24 protein-coding genes are annotated in these 22,845 nt (G+C 64.8%); 14 read left to right on the top strand and 10 right to left on the bottom strand.

The genetic code is table 11. The annotated features are described in order from the left end of the window. The first annotated feature begins 142 nt into the window (after nucleotides 1-142). From PY310_RS04875 to PY310_RS04860, 4 genes are all read left to right on the top strand, one after another. Nucleotides 143-985: a GerMN domain-containing protein gene (locus PY310_RS04875; RefSeq protein WP_275213110.1), complete on the top strand. Its 843-nt coding sequence runs from the start codon at nucleotides 143-145 to the stop codon at nucleotides 983-985. 78 nt (nucleotides 986-1,063) lie between these two features. Beyond that, nucleotides 1,064-2,368, top strand: coding sequence for an aminotransferase-like domain-containing protein (locus tag PY310_RS04870; protein ID WP_275213109.1), 1,305 nt, complete (start codon nucleotides 1,064-1,066; stop codon nucleotides 2,366-2,368). Nucleotides 2,369-2,419: 51 nt separating this feature from the next. Continuing rightward, on the top strand, nucleotides 2,420-2,848 hold the full coding sequence (locus tag PY310_RS04865; RefSeq protein ID WP_275213108.1) for a universal stress protein: 429 nt from the start codon (nucleotides 2,420-2,422) through the stop codon (nucleotides 2,846-2,848). A gap of 145 nt (nucleotides 2,849-2,993) precedes the next feature. Beyond that, nucleotides 2,994-3,341 carry a hypothetical protein gene (locus PY310_RS04860; RefSeq protein WP_275213107.1) on the top strand — a complete coding sequence of 116 codons (348 nt, stop codon included), beginning with the start codon at nucleotides 2,994-2,996 and terminating at the stop codon, nucleotides 3,339-3,341. Between the two features lie 11 nt (nucleotides 3,342-3,352). Here PY310_RS04860 and PY310_RS04855 read toward each other — a convergent pair whose 3' ends face one another. The 5 genes from PY310_RS04855 to PY310_RS04835 form a co-directional block, all read right to left on the bottom strand. Continuing rightward, nucleotides 3,353-3,982, bottom strand: a complete 630-nt coding sequence (locus PY310_RS04855; RefSeq protein ID WP_275213106.1) for a phosphatase PAP2 family protein — start codon at nucleotides 3,980-3,982, stop codon at nucleotides 3,353-3,355. Beyond that, on the bottom strand, nucleotides 3,975-5,468 hold the full coding sequence (locus tag PY310_RS04850) for a dihydrolipoamide acetyltransferase family protein (protein WP_275213105.1): 1,494 nt from the start codon (nucleotides 5,466-5,468) through the stop codon (nucleotides 3,975-3,977). The genes PY310_RS04855 and PY310_RS04850 overlap by 8 nt, the downstream gene beginning before the upstream one ends. Before the next feature lie 52 nt (nucleotides 5,469-5,520). Continuing rightward, nucleotides 5,521-6,501: an alpha-ketoacid dehydrogenase subunit beta gene (locus PY310_RS04845; RefSeq protein WP_275213103.1), complete on the bottom strand. Its 981-nt coding sequence runs from the start codon at nucleotides 6,499-6,501 to the stop codon at nucleotides 5,521-5,523. Next, nucleotides 6,501-7,778 (bottom strand): thiamine pyrophosphate-dependent dehydrogenase E1 component subunit alpha, encoded by a 1,278-nt coding sequence (locus PY310_RS04840; protein WP_275213101.1) that lies wholly within the window; start codon nucleotides 7,776-7,778, stop codon nucleotides 6,501-6,503. Before PY310_RS04840 ends, PY310_RS04845 begins: the two co-directional genes overlap by 1 nt. 149 nt (nucleotides 7,779-7,927) lie before the next feature. Further along, nucleotides 7,928-9,046, bottom strand: coding sequence for a histidinol-phosphate transaminase (locus tag PY310_RS04835; RefSeq protein WP_275213100.1), 1,119 nt, complete (start codon nucleotides 9,044-9,046; stop codon nucleotides 7,928-7,930). Between the two features lie 96 nt (nucleotides 9,047-9,142). Between PY310_RS04835 and PY310_RS04830 the strand changes: the two genes are divergently transcribed. Next, nucleotides 9,143-9,571 carry a phage holin family protein gene (locus tag PY310_RS04830; RefSeq protein WP_275213099.1) on the top strand — a complete coding sequence of 143 codons (429 nt, stop codon included), beginning with the start codon at nucleotides 9,143-9,145 and terminating at the stop codon, nucleotides 9,569-9,571. Between the two features lie 80 nt (nucleotides 9,572-9,651). Here the strand turns inward: PY310_RS04830 and PY310_RS04825 are convergent, their stop codons facing one another. Both PY310_RS04825 and PY310_RS04820 read right to left on the bottom strand, forming a co-directional pair. Continuing rightward, nucleotides 9,652-11,034, bottom strand: coding sequence for a hypothetical protein (locus PY310_RS04825; protein WP_275213098.1), 1,383 nt, complete (start codon nucleotides 11,032-11,034; stop codon nucleotides 9,652-9,654). Further along, complete coding sequence (locus PY310_RS04820; protein WP_275213097.1) at nucleotides 11,022-11,345, bottom strand: hypothetical protein; 324 nt, start codon at nucleotides 11,343-11,345, stop codon at nucleotides 11,022-11,024. The genes PY310_RS04825 and PY310_RS04820 overlap by 13 nt, the downstream gene beginning before the upstream one ends. A 224-nt stretch (nucleotides 11,346-11,569) precedes the next feature. Between PY310_RS04820 and purB the strand changes: the two genes are divergently transcribed. The 3 genes from purB to PY310_RS04805 all read left to right on the top strand — a co-directional run bounded on the left by purB (nucleotide 11,570) and on the right by PY310_RS04805 (nucleotide 14,876). Continuing rightward, nucleotides 11,570-13,012 carry an adenylosuccinate lyase gene (purB, locus tag PY310_RS04815; RefSeq protein ID WP_275213096.1) on the top strand — a complete coding sequence of 481 codons (1,443 nt, stop codon included), beginning with the start codon at nucleotides 11,570-11,572 and terminating at the stop codon, nucleotides 13,010-13,012. Nucleotides 13,013-13,336: 324 nt separating this feature from the next. After that, nucleotides 13,337-14,065, top strand: a complete 729-nt coding sequence (locus PY310_RS04810) for a hypothetical protein (protein WP_275213095.1) — start codon at nucleotides 13,337-13,339, stop codon at nucleotides 14,063-14,065. A 130-nt stretch (nucleotides 14,066-14,195) separates the two neighbouring features. After that, nucleotides 14,196-14,876: a histidine phosphatase family protein gene (locus tag PY310_RS04805; RefSeq protein WP_275213094.1), complete on the top strand. Its 681-nt coding sequence runs from the start codon at nucleotides 14,196-14,198 to the stop codon at nucleotides 14,874-14,876. A gap of 14 nt (nucleotides 14,877-14,890) precedes the next feature. Here PY310_RS04805 and PY310_RS04800 read toward each other — a convergent pair whose 3' ends face one another. The 3 genes from PY310_RS04800 to PY310_RS04790 form a co-directional block, all read right to left on the bottom strand. Continuing rightward, on the bottom strand, nucleotides 14,891-15,781 hold the full coding sequence (locus tag PY310_RS04800; protein ID WP_275213093.1) for a serine/threonine-protein kinase: 891 nt from the start codon (nucleotides 15,779-15,781) through the stop codon (nucleotides 14,891-14,893). Next, the gene (locus PY310_RS04795; protein ID WP_275213092.1) at nucleotides 15,778-16,089 is read right to left on the bottom strand and encodes a hypothetical protein; all 312 of its coding nucleotides are present in this window, start codon (nucleotides 16,087-16,089) and stop codon (nucleotides 15,778-15,780) included. The genes PY310_RS04800 and PY310_RS04795 overlap by 4 nt, the downstream gene beginning before the upstream one ends. A 66-nt stretch (nucleotides 16,090-16,155) precedes the next feature. Then, nucleotides 16,156-16,668, bottom strand: coding sequence for a MarR family winged helix-turn-helix transcriptional regulator (locus PY310_RS04790; protein ID WP_275213091.1), 513 nt, complete (start codon nucleotides 16,666-16,668; stop codon nucleotides 16,156-16,158). 155 nt (nucleotides 16,669-16,823) lie between these two features. Here PY310_RS04790 and PY310_RS04785 point away from each other — a divergent pair, with 155 nt between their 5' ends. From PY310_RS04785 to PY310_RS04760, 6 genes are all read left to right on the top strand, one after another. Beyond that, on the top strand, nucleotides 16,824-17,327 hold the full coding sequence (locus PY310_RS04785) for a GNAT family N-acetyltransferase (RefSeq protein WP_275213090.1): 504 nt from the start codon (nucleotides 16,824-16,826) through the stop codon (nucleotides 17,325-17,327). Between the two features lie 93 nt (nucleotides 17,328-17,420). Continuing rightward, nucleotides 17,421-17,855: an acyl-CoA thioesterase gene (locus PY310_RS04780; protein WP_275213089.1), complete on the top strand. Its 435-nt coding sequence runs from the start codon at nucleotides 17,421-17,423 to the stop codon at nucleotides 17,853-17,855. Nucleotides 17,856-18,071: 216 nt separating this feature from the next. Continuing rightward, nucleotides 18,072-19,157: an extracellular solute-binding protein gene (locus tag PY310_RS04775; protein WP_275213088.1), complete on the top strand. Its 1,086-nt coding sequence runs from the start codon at nucleotides 18,072-18,074 to the stop codon at nucleotides 19,155-19,157. Nucleotides 19,158-19,213: 56 nt separating this feature from the next. Continuing rightward, on the top strand, nucleotides 19,214-20,281 hold the full coding sequence (locus PY310_RS04770) for an ABC transporter ATP-binding protein (protein WP_275213087.1): 1,068 nt from the start codon (nucleotides 19,214-19,216) through the stop codon (nucleotides 20,279-20,281). A gap of 20 nt (nucleotides 20,282-20,301) precedes the next feature. Next, nucleotides 20,302-22,086 (top strand): ABC transporter permease, encoded by a 1,785-nt coding sequence (locus tag PY310_RS04765; RefSeq protein WP_419095449.1) that lies wholly within the window; start codon nucleotides 20,302-20,304, stop codon nucleotides 22,084-22,086. A gap of 124 nt (nucleotides 22,087-22,210) precedes the next feature. Continuing rightward, nucleotides 22,211-22,837: a thymidine kinase gene (locus PY310_RS04760; protein WP_275213085.1), complete on the top strand. Its 627-nt coding sequence runs from the start codon at nucleotides 22,211-22,213 to the stop codon at nucleotides 22,835-22,837. The last annotated feature ends 8 nt before the right edge of the window (nucleotides 22,838-22,845 follow it).

The raw sequence follows: 22,845 nt of genomic DNA, 5'->3' as shown, positions 1-22,845 counted from the left end.
CGTAACCAAGTCTTGGCCCAACCGCTACCGGTCGGCCATTCTCACCGCGCCGGGACCGCCGTACCGTTAATTGCAGGAAATGGAGCAGGGAACGACGTGCAGCAGGCACCTGCACACGAGGTTGACGGAAACGCGGCGGGGCATGGCAGGCAGCTGGAGGGCCGGGAGGCTTGCGGTGACGACGGCGGCGCTCACCCTGCCGCTGTGGCTCGGCTCCTGCACACCGGGCCTGCCCCCTCCCGCCGGCAGCGTCCCGGCCGGCGCCACTGGCGTCGGGGCCACGGAGGCGCCGGGAGCAGTTTCGCTGCCGGCGCCCCGGCCGCAGTCGCCTCCCCCGGCCGCGGCGGAGTCGGAAACCGCCGCCGTTCCCCCGGTTACAGCACAGCAGCTCACCCCGCCCGTCGGTACCGGCGGCACCACCGGCAGCGCCGGCATAGTCCAAACCGCTTCGGCCTCCGGTGCGGGACCCGGCCCGGCAGCACCGAGGCCTTCTCCCGCCCCTGAACCATCTCCTTCGCCGCCATCCAACCCGCCGCCGGCGCCGCCGCCTGCGGCGTCCGGGCGCCAGGCCGGCCAGCAGACCCCCGGCAGGCCGGTCACGGCCTACTACGTGGTGCTTGGCGACGCCGGCGCGAAAGGTGTCCGCTTTGGCTGCAATGACAGCCTCGCAGGTATCCGCCGCTCCCCCGGGGGACCGGCCGAGCCGTTGGCTGCGGCCATGAATGCGCTGCTCGACGGGTCCGTGGAGCCGTCCCCCGGCCTGTACAACGCACTGTCAGCCTCGACGCTGACGTTCCTGTCCGGCACGTTCGACGGTTACACGGTGACCGTTTACCTCTCCGGCACACTCCATCCGGGCGGAGTGTGCGACATCCCCAGGGTCGAGGCCCAGCTCACCCAAACCGCCGTGGCGTCAGTGGGCGCCATCCGCGCGGAGATCTATGTCAATGGTGTGAGGCTCGCGGATGTTCTCAGCCTGAAGTGACGGCCTGAAGTGACGGCCTCTGGCAATCAAAGCAACAGATGTTGCCTTATTGGAAACATGCGGCTGTATCCTGAGGATGTGACCCACGAAACGCTTGATGCTGCAGAAGCACCACTTCCGGCCGAAGCCATTGACGCAATCGAACGCGCGGCGACCTCTGCCCACCGCGCGGCGCATCCACACGAGGCCCTCTTTTCGGCGCGCGCCGCCAATATCAAGCAATCCGCCGTCCGGGACGTTTTCGACATCTCGCTGCGTCCGGGACTCGTGTCCCTCGCGGGCGGCAGCCCCTACCTGCAGTCCCTTCCACTGGAACGCCTCGCCGCGACGGCCGCCGACATCATCGCCAAGGACGGACTCACCGCCCTGCAGTACGGCGGCGGCCAGGGCACCGAGGAACTGCGCGCGCAGATCTGCGAGGTGATGGCCGCCGAAGGAATCTTGGATGCCCTGCCGCAGAACGTGGTGATCACCGCCGGCTCCCAGTCGGCCCAGGATGTGGCCACGAAGGTCTTCTGTAATCCGGGTGACGTGGTGCTGGTGGAGGACCCCACCTACGTGGGAGCCCTGAACACCTTTGAGGCGTATCAGGTTGAAGTCGCCACCGTGGAAATGGACGACGACGGCCTGGTGCCCGAGCTGCTGGAGGCCAGGATCGCGGCGCTCCAGACCGCCGGGAAAAACATCAAGCTGCTCTACACCATCCCCAACTTCAACAATCCCTCCGGGATCACGTTGGGTGCGGAGCGCAGGCAGCAGATTGTCGATATATGCCGCAAGGCGAATATTATTGTGCTTGAGGACAACCCGTACGGTCTGTTGCGCTACCAGGGACAGCCGCTGGAACCCCTTCGCGCCGCGAATCCCGCCGACGTTATCTACTTGGGTTCTTTTTCGAAGATCTTCGCCCCGGGCCTTCGCATCGGCTGGGCCCTGGTGCCCGACCATCTGCAGCGGCGCTACTACCTGGCCTCGGAGTCCGTTACGTTGTGCCCGCCTGCGTTCAACCAGATGCTCGTCTCGGCGTACCTCCGGGACTACGACTGGAAGGGCCAGATCGAAACCTACCGGGGCATCTACGCTGAACGGTGCGCGGCAATGCTGGCCGCACTGGAAAAACATATGCCCGCAGGCACCGCCTGGACCAGCCCCGAGGGCGGTTTCTTCGTATGGGTCACCCTCCCCGAAGGCGTGGACACCTACCCCTTGCTGAAGCAGGCCATCGACGCCGGCGTCGTTTTTATCCCGGGGGCCGCCTTCACGCCGTCCGATGAACCGTCGAACAAGCTAAGGCTGGCCTTTAGCGCGGTGCCGCCAGAAGCAATTGACGAGGGAGTTCGACGCCTTGCCGGGGTACTGCGGGAAAACCTCGCGGCGTTGTAACGTTGGCCGGACTGAGTACGGCCAACTTCATCTCTACAAGGAGTACAAAGCATGAGCGGAATTATCGTTGTGGGCGTTGATGGCAGCGGGACTGCCAAAAAGGCTGCCGAGGCGGCCAGGGACCTCGCCGTCGCTTTAGGCGGCTCCCTGCACGTGGTCTCGGCCTTCGACAGTGACCGCACAGAGGTTTTCGGCTCCGGGAGTGACCGGTGGATCGTTTCTGACGCCGACGGCGCGGAGCACGTGGCCAAAACCGTGGCCGATGCCCTGGCCGGCAGCGTCAAGGTCACGTACTCGGCCGCCCGCGGCAAGCCCGCCGACGCACTGATCAACGAAGCCGAACGCCTCGGCGCCAAAATGATCGTGGTGGGTAACCGCCGGATGCGCGGCATCGGCCGCGTGCTGGGCAGCGTGGCCAACAGCGTGGCGCACAACGCCACCTGCGACGTCTACATCGCCAACACGTACGACGCCGACTGACCGCGAGCCGGACACCATGCACTGAGCCTGTGCATGGTGTCCGTTCTCACCCCGTTTCAGCCGGATTGGGCCTGCCCCGGACGATAAAATGGGAGTGCCCCCAACGGAGCGGTCACTCACTCTCCACCTCCAAAGGGGCCCCATTTTGCTTACTCTCCAGCGCCGCCAGTTTGTTGGCCACGACATCCTCCTTGCCCGCCACGGCAACCACATCTGCTCAATGCGCCTGGACCGCGGCGCCGGACGGGTCATTGCGCTCCTGGACGACGGCTCGGTGGACAGCGCGCCCAACCTCATCGCCCCGGACCTCCGCCTCCCGGCCACCATCCGGAGCGTCCTCTATGAGGACAGGAAATTCTTCGCCGGGATCGCGGCCGTCGCCGTGATCCTCGGCGGTCTGGTCTTCGGAACATCAGCCGCCCTGACCCAAACATGGGCCGGAAGCCCGGAAATGCTCGAGATGCTCACGGCCTACTCCGCCTACGGATACTAAACGGCCCTGAGCTAGAGAAGCCAGTCCCGCAGGACCACCCACAGCCCGGCCATCACCAGGCCGCCGAACAGCGAGCCGGCCACCACCTGCGCCAATGTGTGGGCGCGCAGGACCACCCTGGACCAGCCGACGGCCGGAATCAGTATCAGCAGCGGCAGCCACGCCGGGCCGAGCATCAGTACGGAGATCGCCGCTGCCGACGACACTGCGGCCGCGTGCCCGCTGATCTTCCAGAACGGGCTGACGGCGGCCAGCATCACGATGCCCGCCACGATGCCGAGCACCATGACCACAACGCTGCGCGGCGACCCGACGGCGGAGAGCACCACCAGCCCGGCGATGACACAGGCCAGTGCCATGAGGAGCACCGGCGCCCGCTGACGCCGGTCGCTGACGTGATGGTCCGTGACTTTGCCCAGCCGCACAAGGATAAGCAGCAGGAACAGCGGCAGCACACAGACAAAGACGGCAGCAAGTGCCCCGTAGCCGATGGTCCCCGGAAAACCGGGTTCGATCACGGGGCTGATGAGCAGTTGCAGCGTCACCACCACCGGCGGCTGGAAAGCCTCAGTCAGCCATCTGGCCGTCCGGTTCCTGGCACGGAGCGCCGCCGGGCTCGCAGCTCTGGATTCCCTAGTCAAGAAGGAGCGCCGGCTCCTCAAGGATCGCGGCGACGTCGGCCATAAAACGGGCAGACAGGTCACCGTCAACCACTCTGTGGTCGAACGAGCCGCCAAGGGTGGTGATCCAGCGCGGAATGACTTCGCCGTCGAGCACCCACGGCTTCTGCTTAATGGTTCCGAAGGCCACGATGGCCACTTCCCCCGGATTGATAATGGGCGTTCCCGTGTCAATCCCCAAAGCACCGATGTTGGTGATGGTGAGCGTTCCACCCTGCATCTCGGCCGGCCGGGTTTTGCCTGCCCGGGCGGTGGTGGCCAGGTTGTTCAGGGCCAGCGCGAGCTCTTTAAGGGAAAGATCCTGGGCGTCCTTGATGTTCGGCACCATGAGCCCGCGCGGGGTGGCGGCGGCGATGCCCAGGTTCATGTAGTGCTTGACGTGGATCTCGGCGGAGTCCGTCCCGTCCACGTTGTCCACCCACGTGGCGTTGACGCTGGGGTTCCGGGCGGCAGCCCAGATGACGGCCTTGGCCAGGATCAGCAGCGGCGAAACCTTGATCCCCTCAAAATCGCGGGAGGCCTTCAACCGCTTGACGAATTCCATGGTGCGGCTGGCATCGACGTCAACAAAGATGCTTACGTGCGGGGCGGCGAAGGCCGACTCCACCATGGCCTTGGCAGTGGCCTTCCGGACGCCCTTGACGGGAATGCGTTCTATCCGCTGGTCCTGCGGCTTGCCGGCCGTGCCCCAGAAGTGGTCTGCCTTGTCATGCTCGGCGTCCCGCTGCGCCTGGTAGCTGACCAGGTCCTCACGCGTGACTTCTCCCCGGAAACCCGTGGCCACCACATCCGCGAGGTCGATTCCCAGGTCGCGGGCAATTTTGCGGACCGGCGGTTTGGCCAGGACCCGGTTCACCAGGCCGGTGATGGTTCCGCCGAGGGTGGGGCGGGTGTCAACGGGGAGGGCCTGGCCGGAAGCCCGGTTGCCGGGACCGGCGGCACTCTCTGGGCGGCCGGCAAAGACTTCAGTCAGGGTGTGGGGCTGGACGGGTTCGACCTCGGGGGCGTTCATTGACAGTGCGGAGGCCGGAGCCGCCTTACGGGGCCGGCGCTTGACGGCGTCCGCCTTCGGCCCCGATCCCACCAGCGGACCGCCGGCCGGGGCACCACCGGAAGTGTCGCCGTCGTCGGTTGGAAGCGTGCCGTACAGCGGCTGCACGGGGCTGGCCGGTGCGCGGACATCGGCGGGGGTCGGGTCACCGGTGACAGTGTCGGAGACACTGATGATGGGGGTTCCGACGTCGATGGTCACGCCTTCGGCGACCAGGAGCTCGGTGACGGTCCCGGCGAACGGGGACGGCAGCTCAACGAGTGACTTGGCGGTCTCGATTTCGCACAGGACGTCGTTGACCGCCACGGTGTCGCCGGGCTTGACCTTCCAGGCGACAACTTCCGCCTCGGTGAGGCCTTCGCCCACATCGGGCAGGTTGAACTTGTTCAGAGTCATGGTGTCCTCATTTGCGACGAGTTGTGCGGCGGGCGCAAGCGGTGCTGGGGGCCTAGTAGGCCAAGGCGCGGTCCAGCGCCTCGAGGATTCGGTCGATGCCGGGAAGGTAGTCTTCCTCGACCTTGGCTACGGGGTACGGCATATGGAAGCCGCCGACGCGGATCACGGGAGCCTCCAGGGAGAGGAAAGCGCGTTCGCTGATCCGGGCGGCGATCTCGCCGCCGATACCGCCGAAGGTCGGAGCCTCGTGGGCGACGACGAGCCGGCCGGTCTTCCTGGCGGAGGCGGTGACAGTGTCGAAGTCGATGGGGGAAAGCGAGCGGAGGTCGATGACCTCAATGCTGCGGCCGTCTTCCGCGGCGGCGTCGGCGGCGGCCAGCGCCACCGGCACGAGGGGTCCGTAGGCCACCACGGTGGCGTCGGTGCCCTCACGCAGCACGTGTGCTTTGAACGGATCAGCCGATGCACCGGGAGACTCCGTATCCACCTCACCCTTGAGCCAGTAGCGGCGCTTCGGCTCAAAGAAAATGACCGGGTCCTGGCACTCGACGGCCTGCCGGATCATCCAGTAGGCGTCATGGGCGTTCGACGGCGTGATGATCCGCAGGCCTGCCGTGTGGGCGAAAAGGGCTTCCGGTGATTCCGAATGGTGCTCGATGGAGCCAATCCCGCCGCCGTAGGGGATCCGGACCACCACGGGAACCGTGAGGTTTCCATTGCTGCGCGCGTGCATCTTGGCCAGCTGGGTGGTGATCTGGTTGAAGCCGGGGAAAACGAAGCCGTCAAACTGGATCTCGCAGACGGGCAGGTACCCGCTCAGGGCCAGGCCGATGGCGGTGCCGATGATGCCGGACTCGGCAAGCGGGGTGTCCACCACCCGGTCGGCACCGAACTCGGCGAGCAGGCCGTCGGTGACACGGTACACGCCGCCCAGCGCCCCGATGTCCTCGCCCATGAGCAGCGAACGGGGGTTGTTGTCCAGGGTGGCGCGCAGGCCTTCGTTGATCGCCTTCGCTATGGTCATGGTGGTCATCAGCGGGCCACTCCTGTCGCTGCTTCATCGTCTTGCGTGCCTGCGGGCCCGGGAAGGCCGGCGTGTGCTTCGTCAGCGAACCCTGCACTGTATTCCTCGAACCAGGCGAGTTCTTCCGCCACCAGAGGATGGGCCTCCACGTACGTGTTGGCAAACGCCGTCCGGATGTCCGGTGTCTCGAGGTCATGCGTTGTCTTCCGGACATAGGTGGCGAGCTCATCGCCGTCCGCTTTGACCTGCTCGAAGAAGGCGTCATCCGCCAATCCCTGGGCACGGAGGTATTTTTCCAGGCGGTCCAGCGGATCCTTCGCCCGCCAGAGGGCTTCCTCGGAAGACTCCCGGTACTTCGTGGGGTCATCGGCGGTGGTGTGCGCGCCGACCCGGTAGGTAAAGGCTTCGATCAGCACCGGTCCGTGCCCCTCCCGGGCGCGCTCCAGCGCCCATTCGGTAACGGCATGAACGGCGATGACATCATTCCCGTCGACCCGGATGCCTGGGAACCCGTAGCCCTTGGCCCGGTTGGACAGCGGGATTCGCGTCTGCACGGTGCTGGGCACCGAAATTGCCCAGTGGTTGTTCTGGCAGAAGAAGACCACGGGGGCGTCGTAGGAGGAGGCGAACACCATGGATTCATGGACGTCGCCTTCCGAACTGGCACCGTCCCCGAAGTAGACCATGACGGCAGCCTTGGGCTCGGCCGGGCGGGCGGTGCCATCCCCGGCAGCCGCAGCCGCGAGCTTTTGGTCCCGCTGGATTCCCATTGCGTAGCCGACGGCGTGCGGCGTCTGGGCTGCGAGGACAAGGGTGTAGAGGTGGAAGTTGGTGTCCTTGGGGTTCCAGCCGCCGTTGGAGACCCCACGGAACTGGCGGAGGAGTTCGGCGAGGTCCACGTTGCGGGTCAGCGCGACACCGTGTTCCCGGTACGTGGGGAAGATGTAATCCTGCGGCTGGCTGGCCCGTCCCGAGCCGATCTGAGCCGCTTCCTGGCCCGTGAGCGGGACCCACAGCGCCAGCTGGCCCTGGCGTTGAAGGGCCGTTGCCTCAACATCAAAGCGGCGGATCTTGGCCATGTCGGCGTAAAAGCCGCGCAGCTTATCCGCGTCCAGCCTGTCCGCGTACGCCGAAAAAACCGGGTCGCTGCCCAGCGTCCCGTCGGGCGCCAGCAGCTGCACCATGGGCTCGGCAGGGCCGCCCAGGCGGGCCTCGGCTTCGGCCTCACGTTGGTCGTCTACCGCTGTACCGTCGAACTCGGTGGAGGGCAAATGTGTGGCGCCCATACCGTCTCCTTGCTTGCCGCATGCGGATGCGTTGCAATGTCGCTGGGATATATGCCTCAGTCGGAATGCATCACCGATCCGGCATATATATTGGCTTACTGATCCTTACTTTATCTTCAGTAGGTCCTCGTCAAAGCGCACGTTAAGCGCTAGGAACGCTGTGGCGGCTTTGTATAGTCTGCACAGAGCGCCAGGAACCGGCTGTTCGCTTCCGGTTCGCCGATGCTGACGCGGACCCCCTCGGCGCCGAACGCCCGCACCGAAAGCGCTTGTTTCTCCGCCAGTTCGGCGAATTCCGCGCTGTTCGCCCCGAGGTCCAGCCAGACAAAGTTTCCCTGGGCCTCAGGTACAAACCAACCCAGCTCACGCAGTCCCGCCGTAACCCGGTCACGTTCATCCACGATGCTTTGTACCCTTTCTACAACCTGGGGGTAGTTCTGCAGGGAAACAATCGCCGCCTGCTCCGCGATCTGTGACACGGAAAATGGCGTGGCAGCCACCCGCAGGTACTGGGTGAGGCCCGGGTTTGAGACGCTGTACCCCACCCGCAGACCGGCCAGCCCATGGGCCTTGGAGAAGGTCCTGAGGACCACCACGTTGGGGTAGCGGCGGTAGAGGGCGATGCCGTCCACAGCGTCCCCGGCCCGAACGAATTCCTGGTAGGCCTCGTCGATAACCACCACAACATCCGCGGGGACGGACTGAATGAACTGTTCCGTTTCCGCGGCCGTCAGGATGGGGCCGGTCGGATTATTCGGCGTGCAGAGCAGGATGACCCGGGTCCGCACCGTGACGGCGGCGGCCATGGCGGCGAGGTCATGGCGCCCGTCGTTAAGCAGCGGGATCCGGACGCTTTCGGCGCCTGCCAGTCCGACGCTGATGGGGTAGGCCTCGAAGGAGCGCCAGGCGTAGATGACTTCGTCGGCTTTGCCGTCGTCGTTCTGCCCGGCGAAGGTGGCGAGGAGCTGGTTGAGGGCGCCGAGGCTTCCGGCGCCGGTGACGATGTCCTCTGCCGGAACATCCAGGAAGTCGGCGAGCGCCGCGCGCAGCTTGCTGCTGAGCGGGTCCGGGTAGCGGTTGAAGTCCTGTTGGTTGGCGATGGCTTCGAGCACTGCCGGGAGCGGCGGCAGGGGGTTCTCGTTGGAGGAGAGTTTGTAGCTGGCCAGTCCGTCCACGGCGACGGGCGGCTTCCCTGCGGCGTAGCGGGGAAGCCGGCCCACCACGGGGCGGGGCCGGATTTCCCCGGGCAGGATCTCTGATGACGTCATAAAAACTAGCCTACTTCTCCCGAAGAAGGGCCAAGGCGGGGTCGGGACAGCTCACAGGTCCGGACAGCTCACAGGGCGGTGTGACAGCATAATCCCATGCGCTCCTTTTTTGTTCGGGTCCTGATCAACGGGTTGGCCCTCTGGATTGCCAGCTGGCTGTTGCCTGGCCTGGATATCTCCACGTCCGCCACCACCGCGGCTGTGGCCAACACCGGAGTATCGCAGGGCACGGAGACCACCGGCATCATCCTGGCCTATCTGTTCATCGGGCTGATCTTCGGTGTGGTGAACGCGTTTGTCCGTCCCCTGGTCAGCTTCCTGTCGCTGCCCATCACCATCCTCACGCTGGGCCTGTTCACGATCGTCATCAACGCCGCCATGCTGTACCTGACGTCATGGCTCAGCAGCTATACACCGGTGCATTTCACCATCGACTCGTTCTTCTGGACAGCGGTGCTTGCCGCGATCATCATTACGCTCATCTCCCTGGTGGCGGGACGGGTGCCAGGCGGACGCAGGCGGTAACGCCCAGCGGGTACGGCCCCGCCGTCCCCCAGTTCCCACCGGCCCCGCCGGCCCACCGGCCCCGCCGGCACGGCAAACACTCAGCCTTGCATTTTCCCGGTGGTCACCTGCCGGTCCGTCTCGGACTTCTGCACCGGTGGACCCTGGGCGGGCTGCTGCAGTGGACCGGGAGCACTGGCAGTCGCTGCCGGGGTTCGGGTCAGTGCGAAGCGAGTGGCCGTGGCCGTGCCGCCAAGTCCCACCACCCCCGCCAGGACAGCGGTTGAATCCGTCAGTGTGGGGTCATCGCTGGCCCCGATCAGGCCGGCTGCTTTCTGGTAGTTGGCCAGCCTATGGCCCGGGCCGAGGCCAACGTCTTCGCCCTCCGGCGTGGTTACCTGGTCCAGGAGCGTTACCGTCACGCGATTCCGGGCATCCGGGTTCGGAGTGCCGTCGGCTCCGGGAACTGCATCCTGGCGATGCTCGAGATGGAGGGACGTGACGCCCGCAACCGGGTCGATGCCGCCTACCGGGGATCCAGCCGTGAGGACGTACTTCATCTCGTATTCGCTGCGGAACTGCGGGTCCGCCGCGAGATTCATGGCATGGATCCCACCCTGGCTATACCCGACCGCCACCACGGGCGCCCCCTGTTCCGCCCCGGCATCCTGCAATGCGGCCCGCACCGCAATATTGACCTCGGCGGACTGGTGACCCACAGCTTCGCCTATCCCTGCAACATCAAAAGGGTTCGCTCCCCCGATGTCATCGCCTGCCTGCGTGCCGGGGATGACCACAACGTAGGCCTTTTGCCCGCCCGAATCGGTTTCGATGACTTCGATGTAACCAGGCCCTCTTTCATCGACTATCCGGGCCCGCTCCAGCAGCGCAGCAGGGGTTCCGTCGAAGTCAATCGGCATGGTCTCTTGCCGGTCCACCGCAATACGGCGCGGTTCCAGTGCGGGAAAGAGAGCCTCCGCGATGCCGAGGACTTCGTGCCTGGCCTTCACTGCGTTGCGCAACGCCAGATCAGTGCCATGGAGGTCCGGCCACAGCGGATCGTCCAGGCGCACATGATCGAAGTCGCGGAAGGAGGGGATGCCCATATTGGCCAAGAGGCTCGTTACCGCTTCCGCGGCTTCATAGTCCCGTTTGCTGGCACGGACCTGGCTGCTGATGGCCTGCAGCTCCGCCCGGACAGCCTGAATGCCCGCCCAGGACCGGGTGAGCGTGGACATGGCCTCGGTCCAGGAATGCGCCTGGCTGAGCTGGTAGGGGCCTAAGTTGCCCTGGATGCGCTGGACGTCGGTTTCCACACTGGCCAGCTCCTCCGCCAGGCCGTCCAGCTTCTCGGCCCCGCCCACAAGTTCCTCGAGCTGGAACGTGATTCCGCCAATGCCGCCCCGGATTTCCAGGCCTCCCGCCGCGGTGGGACCTGTCAGCCTGATGGGTCCACCCGCACCGGACGGTGTTACCTCGGCCATGGGAAATGTCCCGCCGGCGCGGCTTCAGCGGCCGGTGCGGAGGCCACCTCCTGCGCGTAGCGGCCCACCGCCGCCACCGCATCCTCGATCACAACTTTGGCCCGGCCCAGCTGGACCTCCTGGAGGGCGACCGAATCGCGGTAGGCCCGCCCGGCTGGCGACTGCCACTCCAACAACTGGATCTCGCGAAAGCCGGCGATAACCCGCGCCACACGGTCCGCGCACACGGCAACCCGCCCTGCCAGGTCCTGAACCTCACTGCCGCGCCGCATTTTCGCCGCAAGATCGCCGAAAATTAAGTCCCCGCTCATGTTTCCCCCTTGCCTCCTGCATCCCTTGCCTCGCCCAGAGCGCTCCGTGCCGCATCCGCGGGACCGCGCCTCCTGTCCTCTGACGCTACGGACCCTGGAAACGGCAGGGAAGCACCGCCGTCGGCTATGTGGACAAGCCACCCGGAACCTCCCGCGTCAGCCCTGCCCGCCGGCGCATGAACTTCCGCTTAAGCCCCGGCCGGAGTTCGTGAAAGAATCAGCACATGCCTGAAACTGCCGCCACAGCTGATACCCGCACGCCCTCCGGACGCCTGGCCCTCGCCGCGTCACCGGAGCCGATCGCCCTGGGCCCGCTGGACGGCCGCTACCAGTCCGCCGTCGCACCCCTTGTTGATTACCTCTCCGAGGCGGCGCTCAACCGGGACCGTGTGGCGGTTGAAGTCGAATGGCTCATCCACCTGACCAGCAACAACGTTCTCCCCGGGGCCGGCCCGTTGACCCAGGAGCAGCAGGACCGGCTGCGCGCCATCGTCATGGAATTTAACGCGGCATCCGTCGCTGAACTGGCCGACATCGAAGCCGTCACGGTCCACGACGTCAAGGCAGTGGAGTACTACATCGGCCGCCGCCTTGCGGGCATCGGCATCGAGAACCTCACGGCCATGGTCCACTTCGGCTGCACCTCCGAGGACATTAACAACCTGTCCTACGCGCTCGGCATCAAGGGCGCTGTGGAGGACGTGTGGCTCCCTGCCGCCCGCGCCCTGGTAGCCCAGATCAGCAAGATGGCCGAGGACAACCGCGCCGTGCCCATGCTGTCCCGCACGCACGGCCAGCCCGCCACCCCCACCACGCTGGGCAAGGAACTGGCCGTGATCGCGCACCGCCTGACCCGCCAGCTGGACCGGATTGCCAGGACCGAATACCTGGGCAAGATCAATGGCGCCACCGGCACCTATGCCGCGCATGTCGCATCCGTTCCCGGCGCCGACTGGCAGCAGGTGTCCAGGTCATTCGTGGAGGGCCTCGGCCTCACCTGGAATCCGCTGACCACCCAGATCGAAAGCCATGACTGGCAGGCTGAGCTGTACGCCGACGTCGCTCGTTTCAACCGGATCCTGCATAATGTCTGCACGGACATCTGGAGCTACATCTCCATCGGCTACTTCACCCAGATCCCGGTGGCCGGCGCCACCGGGTCCTCCACGATGCCGCACAAGGTCAACCCCATCCGTTTCGAAAACGCCGAGGCCAACCTGGAGATCTCCTCCGGCCTCCTGGACGTCCTGGGCTCAACCCTGGTCACCTCCCGCTGGCAGCGGGATCTCACCGACTCCTCCAGCCAGCGCAACATCGGCGTAGCGTTCGGCCACTCCCTGCTCGCCATCTCCAACGTCGCCAAGGGCCTGGACCGGCTCGATGTGGCCGAGGACGTCCTGGCCGCTGACCTCGACACCAACTGGGAAGTCCTGGGCGAAGCGATCCAGATGGTCATGCGCGCCGAGGCGATTGCCGGCGTCGAAGGCATGGAAAACCCCTACGAGCGCCTCAAGGACCTCACCCGCGGCCAGCGCGTGGACGCCGCCCGCATGCAGGAGTTCGTCCAAAGCCTGGGACTGTCCGCCGACGCCGAGGCCCGGCTGCTCGCCCTCACGCCGGGCAAGTACACGGGCATCGCGGACCAGCTGGTGGACCACCTGAAGTGATAGAGCCCCAAGACCACCGCTCAGCCAACAAAAAAACGCTCTAGACGGGTGAATATTCTAGTTGCGCTGCTACTGTCACTGGGCTCTGCATTACTTGTTGAATTGATCTTTAGGCTACTTAAGTCCGGTGCTGATCCGAGGTCAGTTCTGACTTATAGTCCCGTGCACTACCTACCCGTCAGCGCCATCGCAGGTTTGCCTCAAATTCGCTGGGTATCGTTCTTTGCGTTTCGAGCAGTTCCCCCAAGCCTAATCATGCTCTTACTCGCTGCCGTTCTGAACAGATATCTACCCGAACTTCCCGTCTATCCCTACACTCTGCTGGTGGCTATTCTCACTACAGCTCCTCGCAGCGGCTTTTTAGTCTTTGCTCGGCGAAGCCTTCCGGCCGAGCGAGGCATTCATGCGGCCTGTGTAGCATTATCATTCGTCGCCGCATCCCTCGTTGCTCTGCTAGACAAGAACCCCTACCTCGTCCAGCTTGCGCCTGATTTCTCAGGTTTGATAGACAATCTCTGGTCCTCGCTTTTCGCCGCACTGCTCGTGGTGCTGTATTTTGATTCGAGTAGGCTAACGAAGAATGACAAGTCGTCCGAGCGTCGACAGCCTTCGACGTATATCGTGCACTGGTTTGAGAAACTGAGTTCAGTTCACGGAGAACGAATATCGGCGAAAACAAACGATGACGTTTTACTAAAACTCATCGTTTATTCGATCCTGATTGTGGAAAACTACAACCGACCAGGTTGGATGCGAAAAGTTGAGAACTTAGTGGTACGACTTCCTCACACTGAGTTGACAGTGGGAATCGCTCAAGTCAGGTCCAGCCGCCCCCTTTCAGACGCTGCAAGTATTGACTTGGCCATCGACAAGATCAGAAATTCGCTAAAAGCGCACAACTCTTCTGACGGATTGAATGGTGTTCCTAAAGTGCCCTCGGGGGTTCTGGAAGACTACAACCCAAGTGACGACTACCGAGAGATGGTCACTGAGGTTTTTTATGATCTTATTCGGCTTAAACCTTCCGCCTTTGGGATCGCCTCGCCTCTTTAGAATCGGTTCAGCCCAGGTTTAAAACCCGTATAGCACTGATGTCTAGCGCCTCCCGAAGAGCGCTGGTCCTCACCGCCTAGCGTCAACGCGAAGACCGGTCTTGGACTTCCAGGCGTGCGAAACTGGGAGCATGAAGCTGCTCCTCATCCGGCACGGACAGACCCCCGGCAACGTACTTGGCCAACTGGACACCGCCCATCCCGGGCCCGGGCTCACCGAGCTGGGCGAACGGCAGGCGGCGGCCATGGCACGGTCCCTGGCCAACGAACAGATCGGCGCCCTGTACGCCTCGACGCTGGTACGGACCCAGATCACTGCGGCGCCGCTGTCCCGGTTGCAGGGCCTCGAGGTTGAGGTGCTGGGCGGACTCCATGAGATCGAGGCCGGCTCCCTGGAGAAGTTCACGGATGAGGAAGCCCATAAGCAGTACATGTCCACGGTCTTTGCCTGGGCGGCCGGTGAACTGGACCGGCGCATGCCTGCCGGCCCTGACGGGCATGAATTTTTTGAAAGGTACGACGCCGACATCACCAGGATTGCCGACCGCGCCGCCGGGGACCCGGGCTCCGCGGCAGTCGCCATGGTCAGCCACGGCGCCGCCATCCGCACATGGGTTGGCCTGCGTGCCGCGGGTGCCGGCCACGAGTTCGCCGCCCGCCATGTCCTGGCCAACACCGGCATCGTGGCGGTGGAAGGGGATCCCGCGTCAGGGTGGAAACTGATCCATTGGGATGGCAGCCCCATCGGCGGGCTTGCCCTTGCGGACCCCACGGCCGAGGACCCGACCGGCATGGACGTCGACGGCACCTAACAGCCGCAGGGCTCTCAGCTCGCGCGCAGGAGCTGCATGGGGCGGCGGGTAACTGCGAGTCGCCGGGCCATGACGGCCGCTTCAGCCGCGGACGGCCGCGCGGCACTGTCCATGGCGGTGACGGCACGCAGAAGATCACCCCAACCGGGCCCCAACGCGGAGGGAACCGCCGGGCTGCGGAGGGTCCGTGCCACCAGGGACTCCACAGCCGTGCCGGTGTAGGCCCTTGTTCCGGTCAGCAGTTCCAGGAGCACCAGGCCCAGGGCGTAGACGTCCCAGGACGGCTGCGCGGCCCCGCCCGAGGCCTGCTCCGGACTCATGTAGTGCACCGTTCCTGACGAGATGCCCGGCTCGGGCGCCGCGCCCTCCGGGGCGGCGATGCCGAAGTCCACGATCCGGACCGGGCTTCGCCGCAGCCCGCTGAGCATAAGGTTGGCGGGCTTGATGTCGCGGTGCACCACACCCCGACGGTGCAGGTGGCTGAGGCCATCAAAAAGTCCGGCAGCCAGCGCAGCAACGTCCAGCGGGGAACGCAACGGACCGCGGACCACTTCGGCAAGGCAGGGTCCGAGTGCCAGTTCCTCCACAATGTAAGGCCGTCCGGACAGCTCCCCCGGCCCGGTCACGGTACCTTCCCCAAAGAAGGTGACCACCGACGGATGATCCAAACCGGCCAGGACGGCGGCTTCGGTGGCGATCCTGCCCCGGTGCTTGGGCGAGTCGTCATGGGCGATCTTCACGGCGACATCGCGGCCCCCCGCCAGGTCCACGGCACGGAACACCCGGGCCATGGAGCCGCGCCCCAGTTGTTCCCTCAGGTGGAAGCGGGCGCCCACCAGCTCGCCGGCAGGCAGGCCGCCGTATGCGGGGGAAGGTGCCGTGGGAGAAAGCGCGAGGGCGGTCATGACCTGATGCTGAGGGCCGGCACGCGGTGGTCAGCGGGCTGCTCGGAAGTCAGCGGTGCTGCTTCCAGCTCCGGCCAGCCGGTTGCCCAGGCATCGAGTTGGAAACCACAGCCGCACCGCCACACAGGGGGCAGCCGGACGGGCCCGTCGTCCGGTTCAAACGTGTAGCCGACGGCGGTGCCGCCCACTTCCGGAATCACCATTTCCATTTCCGTGGCGCAATGCACCGGCCAGTGGACCGGGTCTGCGGCCTGTGCGGAAACGGGACCCGGCGGTACTGCCTCAAAATATGCGTTGATGGCGCTCATGACTCCCTCAGGATCTTTCGGACTGATCCTAAGCATACATATTACTAGTCGGACTAACTAGCCGGACTAGATACTTTCTTTCGTGTCGCCTCGTCCGCCCTGGATGGCCCGGGTCATGTGCCGGAGAAAGTCCACCACCACACGGGCTTCCTCCGCCGAGAGGTCCTCGGCCACCGACATCATGCGGCGGTGCATCTCGCCGAGGGTCTCACGGACCTCGTGGTCTGATTCGGCGGTCGGCACCACCACCACCGATCGGCGGTCGGTCGGATGCGACTCGCGCCGGACGTGTCCGCTCGCCACCAGCCTGTCGATGAGGGACGTTGTGGAGGCACTGGTTATACCCAGGAACTTGCTGAGGTCCTTCGGTACCACGGTGCCCCCGGACGCCTGCGCGCGCAAGAGGTACCGCAACGCGAGGATGTCGGTCTCGCCCATGCCCATGGAGTCGCGGGTAGAGCGGCGGACGGTGGTTTCGGCGCTGCGGTAATCGCGGAGGGACTTCAGCACCGCAGCGCTGTAGTCCAATTGACCGTCCGGCCCGTACCAGTAGCCGGAACCTTCATTTGTGGAGCCCATTCAATCATCTTAGGCGGTCTAATAACTAGGCAGTCGAGAATGTTTGTTTTGCAGGTCGATGGTGGTGTTCTCTCACTCCTTACGGCAAGGAAACACGGGCGTAACCCACGGCCCATAGGTTGTCAGGCATATCCCTTCGGCGAATCGAGGCACCCATGCAGACCAACCCGCGCCTGAACATCCGGTCCGTGACCTGGTCCAACCCCGTAGGTGCCGATCTGCGCAGGGCCCAGCAGGCGGAACTGGACGCCCGCTTTGGCACGCCGAACCACGAACCCGGGATACCGCCGTCGGGCGCCGACTGCGCGGTCTTCCTCGTCGCCTACGACAAAGGGTCCGGCCAGCCGGTGGGATGCGGCGGACTCAGGCTCCTGGACGATGCCACGGCGGAGATCAAGCGGCTCTATGTGCTTCCCTACACGCGCGGCTCAGGCGTGGCGAGCTCCATCCTGGCAGCCCTCGAGGCCGAGGCGCACAAACAGGGAATCACGCGGATCAAGGCCGAAGCCGGCTCTGCGCAGCCCGATGGCAGGAATTTCTACGAGAACTCCGGCTTTGAACCCGTCCCCAACTTCGGCGCCTATGCCGGCCTCGAGCACTCGTACTGCTACGCCAAACGAATCGACTCACACAGCGCAGCCCACACAGCCATGGCCTGAGGCCCCGGGGCGCCACAGAACGGCCGGGGCGGGCAGACGTCATACAGCCGCCAAAGACTGCGTACCGCGGGGCCCTTCGGCTAACCTCGCCGTATGGAACCAGCAGACATCACCTTCCGCACGCGCAAATGGGTGCGGCCGGAGGACCTCAACGCCAACGGCACGCTGTTCGGCGGAAGCCTGCTGAAGTGGATCGACGAGGAAGCGGCCATCTATGCCATCCTCCAGCTCGGCAACGGGCGTGCGGTGACCAAGTACATCTCGGAAATCAACTTCGTCAGCTCGGCCGTCCAGGGCGACCTGATCGAGATGGGCCTGACGGCCACCCGGTTCGGCCGCACCTCCCTGACCATGCGGGCCGAAGTCCGCAACATGATCACCCGCCAGAGCATCCTCACCATTGAGCAGATCGTCTTCGTGAACCTCAGCGCGTCCGGCCAGCCGGAGCCGCACGGTTACACCGAGATCACCTATGACCGGGACCGCATCCCCACCCATCACCTCACGGAAACCCTGAACCAGGACTGACGACGGCGGGACCCGCCGCATCCTCTCCCCGGCGCAGCAGAGCGCCAACGTTCACCGCACGTTTACGCACTGTGCCCTGAACGTTCCGGCGAAAGGACCAGACTAGACAGCCGGGCTGTTTATCGAATCGATAGCTTTTAACGCCCCCAAGTGTCGAGTCCAGCTATAGGCTTGCCGGACAATGCTCCGAGCCAAGTTCAGAAATGAGTCCTGATCGTGCGTAAACTGCAGACTTTGATGGCCGCCACCGTGGCCGTAACCCTCCTGGCCGGCTGTGGTGCCGGCACGGCAACCCCCGCGGCATCCGGTGAGCCGTCGTCCACGTCCACTGTTCCTTCCGGTGAGACGCTGGTGGTCTACACCAACTCCAACGGCGAGGGCCGCGGCGACTGGTGGACCGCGGAGGCCGCCAAGGCGGGCTTCAAAATCGAAGTGGTGGGGGCCGGCGGCGCAGATGCCACGAACAAACTCATCGCGGAAAAGAACAACCCCATTGCTGATGTCGCCTTCGGGCTGAACAACATGTATTTCGCGCAGATCAAGGCCGCAGGTGCCCTGGAGCCCTTCGAGCCAGCCTGGGCAGGCGAAGTGGATACGGCGGTAGGAGACAACGGTGACGGCAAGGCCTACTGGCCGCTGGTGAAGCAGGCCATCCTCCTGGGTTACAACTCCGATAAGATCAGCGCCGGCGCGGCCCCGAAAGACTGGACCGACCTCTGGACCAAGGACGAATTCAAGTCACGCTACGAGCGGGTGACAGGGCTGGGAACCGCAACGGCACAGCTGGTCTTCGCCGGCATCCTGTCCCGCTACAAGGACAGCTCAGGCGACCTGGGCATTTCAGCCGACGGCTGGAAGCAGGTTGAACAGTACTTCCGGAACGGCAGCCCCGCCGTGGCCAAGACCGACCTTTTCGCCCGGATCGCCTCGGGCGAGGTGGACATGGGCCAGATGCCCTCATCGATCATTGCCGAGCGTGAGAAGTCCTTCAACGTCAAGGTGGAACCGGTGATCCCGACCGTCGGCGTTCCGCTCGCCGTGGAACAGATCTCCCTGGTGAAGGGGACCAAGAAAAAAGCTGAGGCAGTGAAGTTCATCGACTGGTTCGGCAGCGCCGACGTGCAGGGCGCCTTCGCCAAGAAGTTCAACTCCATGCCCGTCAACAAGGCTGCCGCCGCCCAGGCCAACCCCGAGGTGGTCAAGTTCTTCTCCACCGTGAAGCAGCAGGACATCGACTGGGGATTTGTCCAGGAGAACATGGGCTCCTGGGTCGAGAAGATTGAGCTCGAATACATGCAGTAGGAGCCACCCCGCACCGTCCCGCACCCCGGCCAGCCCGCAATCCAGACAGGTAACTCATGATCCGTCTCGACAACATTGAAGTGACGTTCGGCGATTTCGTAGCCATCCCGAACCTCGACCTGCACGTCAAACCCGGCGAGTTCTTCACTCTGCTGGGCCCCTCCGGGTGCGGGAAGACGACGGCGTTACGCACGTTGGCGGGCTTCATCGAACCGTCGGCCGGTACGGTCCATGTGGACGGGAAGAATGTCACCCGGCTGCCGAGCGACAAGCGGCAGGTGGGCATGGTGTTCCAGAACTATGCGCTGTTTCCGAGCATGAGCGTCTGGGAGAACATTGCCTTCGGATTGCGGGTCCGGAAGGAAAAATCCGCCGAGACCGACCACCTGGTGCGCGACATCGCGCGCCGGGTGGAGCTCAGCGACGACCAGTTGCATAAGAATGTTGCCGAGCTGTCCGGCGGTCAGCAGCAGCGTGTCGCGGTGGCCCGGGCCTTGGTGTTGCGGCCCAAAATCCTGCTGCTGGATGAGCCGCTGTCCAACCTGGACGCCAAGCTCAGGCACCAGCTCCGGCAGCAGCTCAAGGACCTGCAGAGCGAGTTCGGTATCACCACCGTCTATGTCACCCACGACCAGGACGAAGCCCTGGCCATGAGTGACAGGGTGGCCGTCTTCAACAAGGGCGTGGTGGAGCAGGTGGGGACGCCGCAGTCGATCTACGATGATGCCGCCACGGAATTTGTGTGCAACTTCATCGGTGACAGCTCGCCGCTGACCCCGGAATTCATCACGGAACTGAACAGGCTCTCCGGCGCCGGGCTCAGCACCGCCGCCAACTCCTATCTCCGCGTGGAAAAGGCGTCACTGACGCAGCCCCCGAACGGAGGCACCGCCGTCGGGCTTTCCGGGCAGGTGGTGTCACGCACGTACCACGGGCTGCACAGCCGCTACATTGTGCGCAGCCATGGGGCGGACCTCCGGCTGCTGGTGAAGGAGGACGGCGTCGCGCAGCCGGCGGCAGGATCGCAAACCACCGTCTACGTCCAGCCCGGGCACGTGCTGCAGTACCACCCGGACACCGGCAAGGCCTTGGAGAAGCAGGACCAGGCAGTGGCCGCGCCATGAGCGGGACGTCGACGAAAGGCATGCTCCGATCCCCCTTCATCCTGATTGTGGGAACGGTGCTGACCTGGTTCATCGCAGCGTTCCTGGTCTGGCCCAACCTCAACGTCCTGATGGCAACCTTCTTCCCGGACGGCAGCTTCTCCGGGCGGGCCGCGGAGAAGCTCTTCTCCTCCCAACGCGCCATGAAATCCCTCGGCAACAGCTTTATGCTCGCCGTGGCGCTGTCCATCACCGTGAATGTGGTGGGCATCTTCATCGTCCTGGTCACCCACTACTTCAGGATCCGTGGCTCCCGGATCCTTTTCCTGGGCTACGCCTCCACCTTCATCTACGGCGGTATCGTGCTCGCTGCAGGGTACAAGTTCATTTACGGGGACAAGGGAATTGTCACGTCCCTGCTCCTTAAGGCGTTCCCGGGCATGGACGCGGCCTGGTTCTCCGGCTTCTTCGCGGTCCTGGTGGTGATGACGTTCGCCACCACCACCAACCACATGCTGTTCGTCGCCAACGCCCTCAAAGGCGTGGATTACCAGACCATCGAGGCGGCCAAGAACCTGGGCGCCTCCACGTGGACCATCCTGCGCAGGGTGGTGCTGCCCATGCTCAAGCCCACGCTGTTCGCCGTCACCATCCTGTCCTTCCTGACCGGGCTGGGAGCGCTCAGCGCACCCCAGGTCCTGGGCGGCCGCGAGTTCCAGACCATTACGCCCATGATCCTGACCTTTACCAACAGCCCCACTTCGCGCGATCTGGCGGCACTGCTGGCTGTCATCCTGGGGGTGGCCACCATCCTGATGCTGGCCGTCATGACCCGGCTCGAGAAGGGCGGCACCTACTTCTCGGTATCAAAGGTGTCCTCCGCCTTGCAGAAGCAGCAGATCACCAATCCGGCGGCCAACGTCGCCGTGCATGTGATCGCCTACGTCCTGTTCGCTGTCTACACGCTGCCGGTGCTGCTGATTGTGCTGTATTCGTTTGCTGACGGGGCGGCCATCCAGACCGGGCAACTCTCGCCGGGCAGCCTGACCCTGGACAACTACGTTCGCGTCCTGACGCAGGAATCCGGCCTGCGTCCCTTCATCGTCAGCGTGGTCTACAGCGCGCTGGCCGCCATTATTGCGGTGGGCGGGCTGCTGTTTGTGGCGCGCCTCCTGCAGAAGTACCGCAACTGGGTCAGCACGCTGTTCGAGTACCTCCTTCATATTCCCTGGGTCTTGCCCTCGGCGCTGCTCGCCCTGGGGCTTATCCTCAGCTACGACCACCCCAACCCCCTGGTGGGCGGCGCTGTGCTGACCGGAACCACGGTGATCCTGCTGATCGCGTTCGTGACGGTCAAGATCCCGTTTACGCTCCGCATGCTGAAGGCGTCCTTCGCGTCGGTCAACTCCTCGCTGGAGGAGGCCGCGTCCATCATGGGCGCGAAGACCCTGTACGTCTTCCGGCGGATCCTGCTGCCGCTGGTGCTTCCCGCCGCGGCAGCCATTGCAGCGTTGAACTTCAACAGCCTCCTGGATGACTACGACACGGCCATCTTCCTGGCCCATCCGCTGGTCCAGCCGCTGGGCCTGGTCATCAAGGCGAACACTGACGGCGCCGAAGGGGTGGAGGGCGTGGCAAACACGTTTGTCTACACCGTCCTGCTGATGATCATCACGGGCCTGACCATGTACTTGGTCTACGGCCGGTCCAGCCGGCGCGGCACGCGCACCTCCGGGAAACGCCGTGGCGGCCCGGCAGTCGAGGTGACCGAGGCGGAGGCCGCCTCCGTGCCCGACGCCGCACCGCTGCCCGCCGGCAGGCTGTGAGCTACTGGCCGCGTTGAGCGGGCGGCGTCCGGCGTCTGGCGGACCACCCGGCCGCCCGGCCGTTCGGCGAAGGAGTCCGGGCTTCGGCATAAGATCGATAGCCGGACCCATTGAAAGGACCATCTTGGCCAAGCTCTACTTCCGCTACGGCGCCATGAACTCCGGCAAATCCACCGGACTCCTGCAAGTGGCCTTCAACTACGAGGAGCGCGGCCAGCGCGTCCTGTTGGCCAAACCCGACGTGGACACCAAAGGCGACACCGACATTGTGTCCCGGCTGGGAATGACCCGGTCCGTGGATTTCCTGATCTCGCTGGGCACCTCCGTCCGGGAACTCTTCGCCGCCCACGCGGCCGGCGATGACCCCGATGCCCTCCTGGAGCACGTGGACCAGAAGCCGGTGGCCTGCCTCCTGGTGGACGAGGCGCAGTTCCTCACCCCGGAACAGGTGGATGACCTGTTCCGCGTCGCCATCCTGGACAACGTCCCCGTGCTCGCCTACGGCATCCGGACCGATTTCCTGACGCACGCCTTCCCCGGGTCACGCCGGCTGCTGGAGGTCGCCCACACGCTGGAGGAGCTCAAGACGATCTGCCGCTGCGGCCGCAAAGCCATCTTCAACACCCGGCGCGTCGGCAGTGACGTGGTGTTCGATGGCGACCAGGTAGCCATCGACGGCCAGGACGTCTGGTACGAATCCCTGTGCGGGTCCTGCTACCTGGAGGCATCCGGCGGACGCCTGGGCACCTAGTCGGCGGC

It is taken from the genome of Pseudarthrobacter naphthalenicus, from assembly GCF_029076445.1.
Classification (GTDB): Bacteria; Actinomycetota; Actinomycetes; order Actinomycetales; family Micrococcaceae; genus Arthrobacter; species Arthrobacter naphthalenicus.
Note: the sequence above shows the minus strand (reverse complement) of the source record. Positions and strands in the feature narration are given on the sequence as shown.

Excerpts from the sequence above, each read along its gene's own strand:
- PY310_RS04875 (WP_275213110.1), top strand. The coding sequence starts at position 143 with ATGGCAGGCAGCTGGAGGGCCGGGAGGCTTGCGGTGACGACGGCGGCG.
- PY310_RS04765 (WP_419095449.1), top strand. The coding sequence starts at position 20,302 with ATGCTCCGATCCCCCTTCATCCTGATTGTGGGAACGGTGCTGACCTGG.
- PY310_RS04845 (WP_275213103.1), bottom strand. The coding sequence starts at position 6,501 with ATGACCACCATGACCATAGCGAAGGCGATCAACGAAGGCCTGCGCGCC.
- PY310_RS04850 (WP_275213105.1), bottom strand. The coding sequence starts at position 5,468 with ATGACTCTGAACAAGTTCAACCTGCCCGATGTGGGCGAAGGCCTCACC.
- purB (WP_275213096.1), top strand. The coding sequence starts at position 11,570 with ATGCCTGAAACTGCCGCCACAGCTGATACCCGCACGCCCTCCGGACGC.
- PY310_RS04840 (WP_275213101.1), bottom strand. The coding sequence starts at position 7,778 with ATGGGCGCCACACATTTGCCCTCCACCGAGTTCGACGGTACAGCGGTA.
- PY310_RS04805 (WP_275213094.1), top strand. The coding sequence starts at position 14,196 with ATGAAGCTGCTCCTCATCCGGCACGGACAGACCCCCGGCAACGTACTT.
- PY310_RS04785 (WP_275213090.1), top strand. The coding sequence starts at position 16,824 with ATGCAGACCAACCCGCGCCTGAACATCCGGTCCGTGACCTGGTCCAAC.
- PY310_RS04790 (WP_275213091.1), bottom strand. The coding sequence starts at position 16,668 with ATGGGCTCCACAAATGAAGGTTCCGGCTACTGGTACGGGCCGGACGGT.
- PY310_RS04795 (WP_275213092.1), bottom strand. The coding sequence starts at position 16,089 with ATGAGCGCCATCAACGCATATTTTGAGGCAGTACCGCCGGGTCCCGTT.
- PY310_RS04780 (WP_275213089.1), top strand. The coding sequence starts at position 17,421 with ATGGAACCAGCAGACATCACCTTCCGCACGCGCAAATGGGTGCGGCCG.
- PY310_RS04865 (WP_275213108.1), top strand. The coding sequence starts at position 2,420 with ATGAGCGGAATTATCGTTGTGGGCGTTGATGGCAGCGGGACTGCCAAA.
- PY310_RS04830 (WP_275213099.1), top strand. The coding sequence starts at position 9,143 with ATGCGCTCCTTTTTTGTTCGGGTCCTGATCAACGGGTTGGCCCTCTGG.
- PY310_RS04835 (WP_275213100.1), bottom strand. The coding sequence starts at position 9,046 with ATGACGTCATCAGAGATCCTGCCCGGGGAAATCCGGCCCCGCCCCGTG.
- PY310_RS04770 (WP_275213087.1), top strand. The coding sequence starts at position 19,214 with ATGATCCGTCTCGACAACATTGAAGTGACGTTCGGCGATTTCGTAGCC.
- PY310_RS04800 (WP_275213093.1), bottom strand. The coding sequence starts at position 15,781 with ATGACCGCCCTCGCGCTTTCTCCCACGGCACCTTCCCCCGCATACGGC.
- PY310_RS04820 (WP_275213097.1), bottom strand. The coding sequence starts at position 11,345 with ATGAGCGGGGACTTAATTTTCGGCGATCTTGCGGCGAAAATGCGGCGC.
- PY310_RS04825 (WP_275213098.1), bottom strand. The coding sequence starts at position 11,034 with ATGGCCGAGGTAACACCGTCCGGTGCGGGTGGACCCATCAGGCTGACA.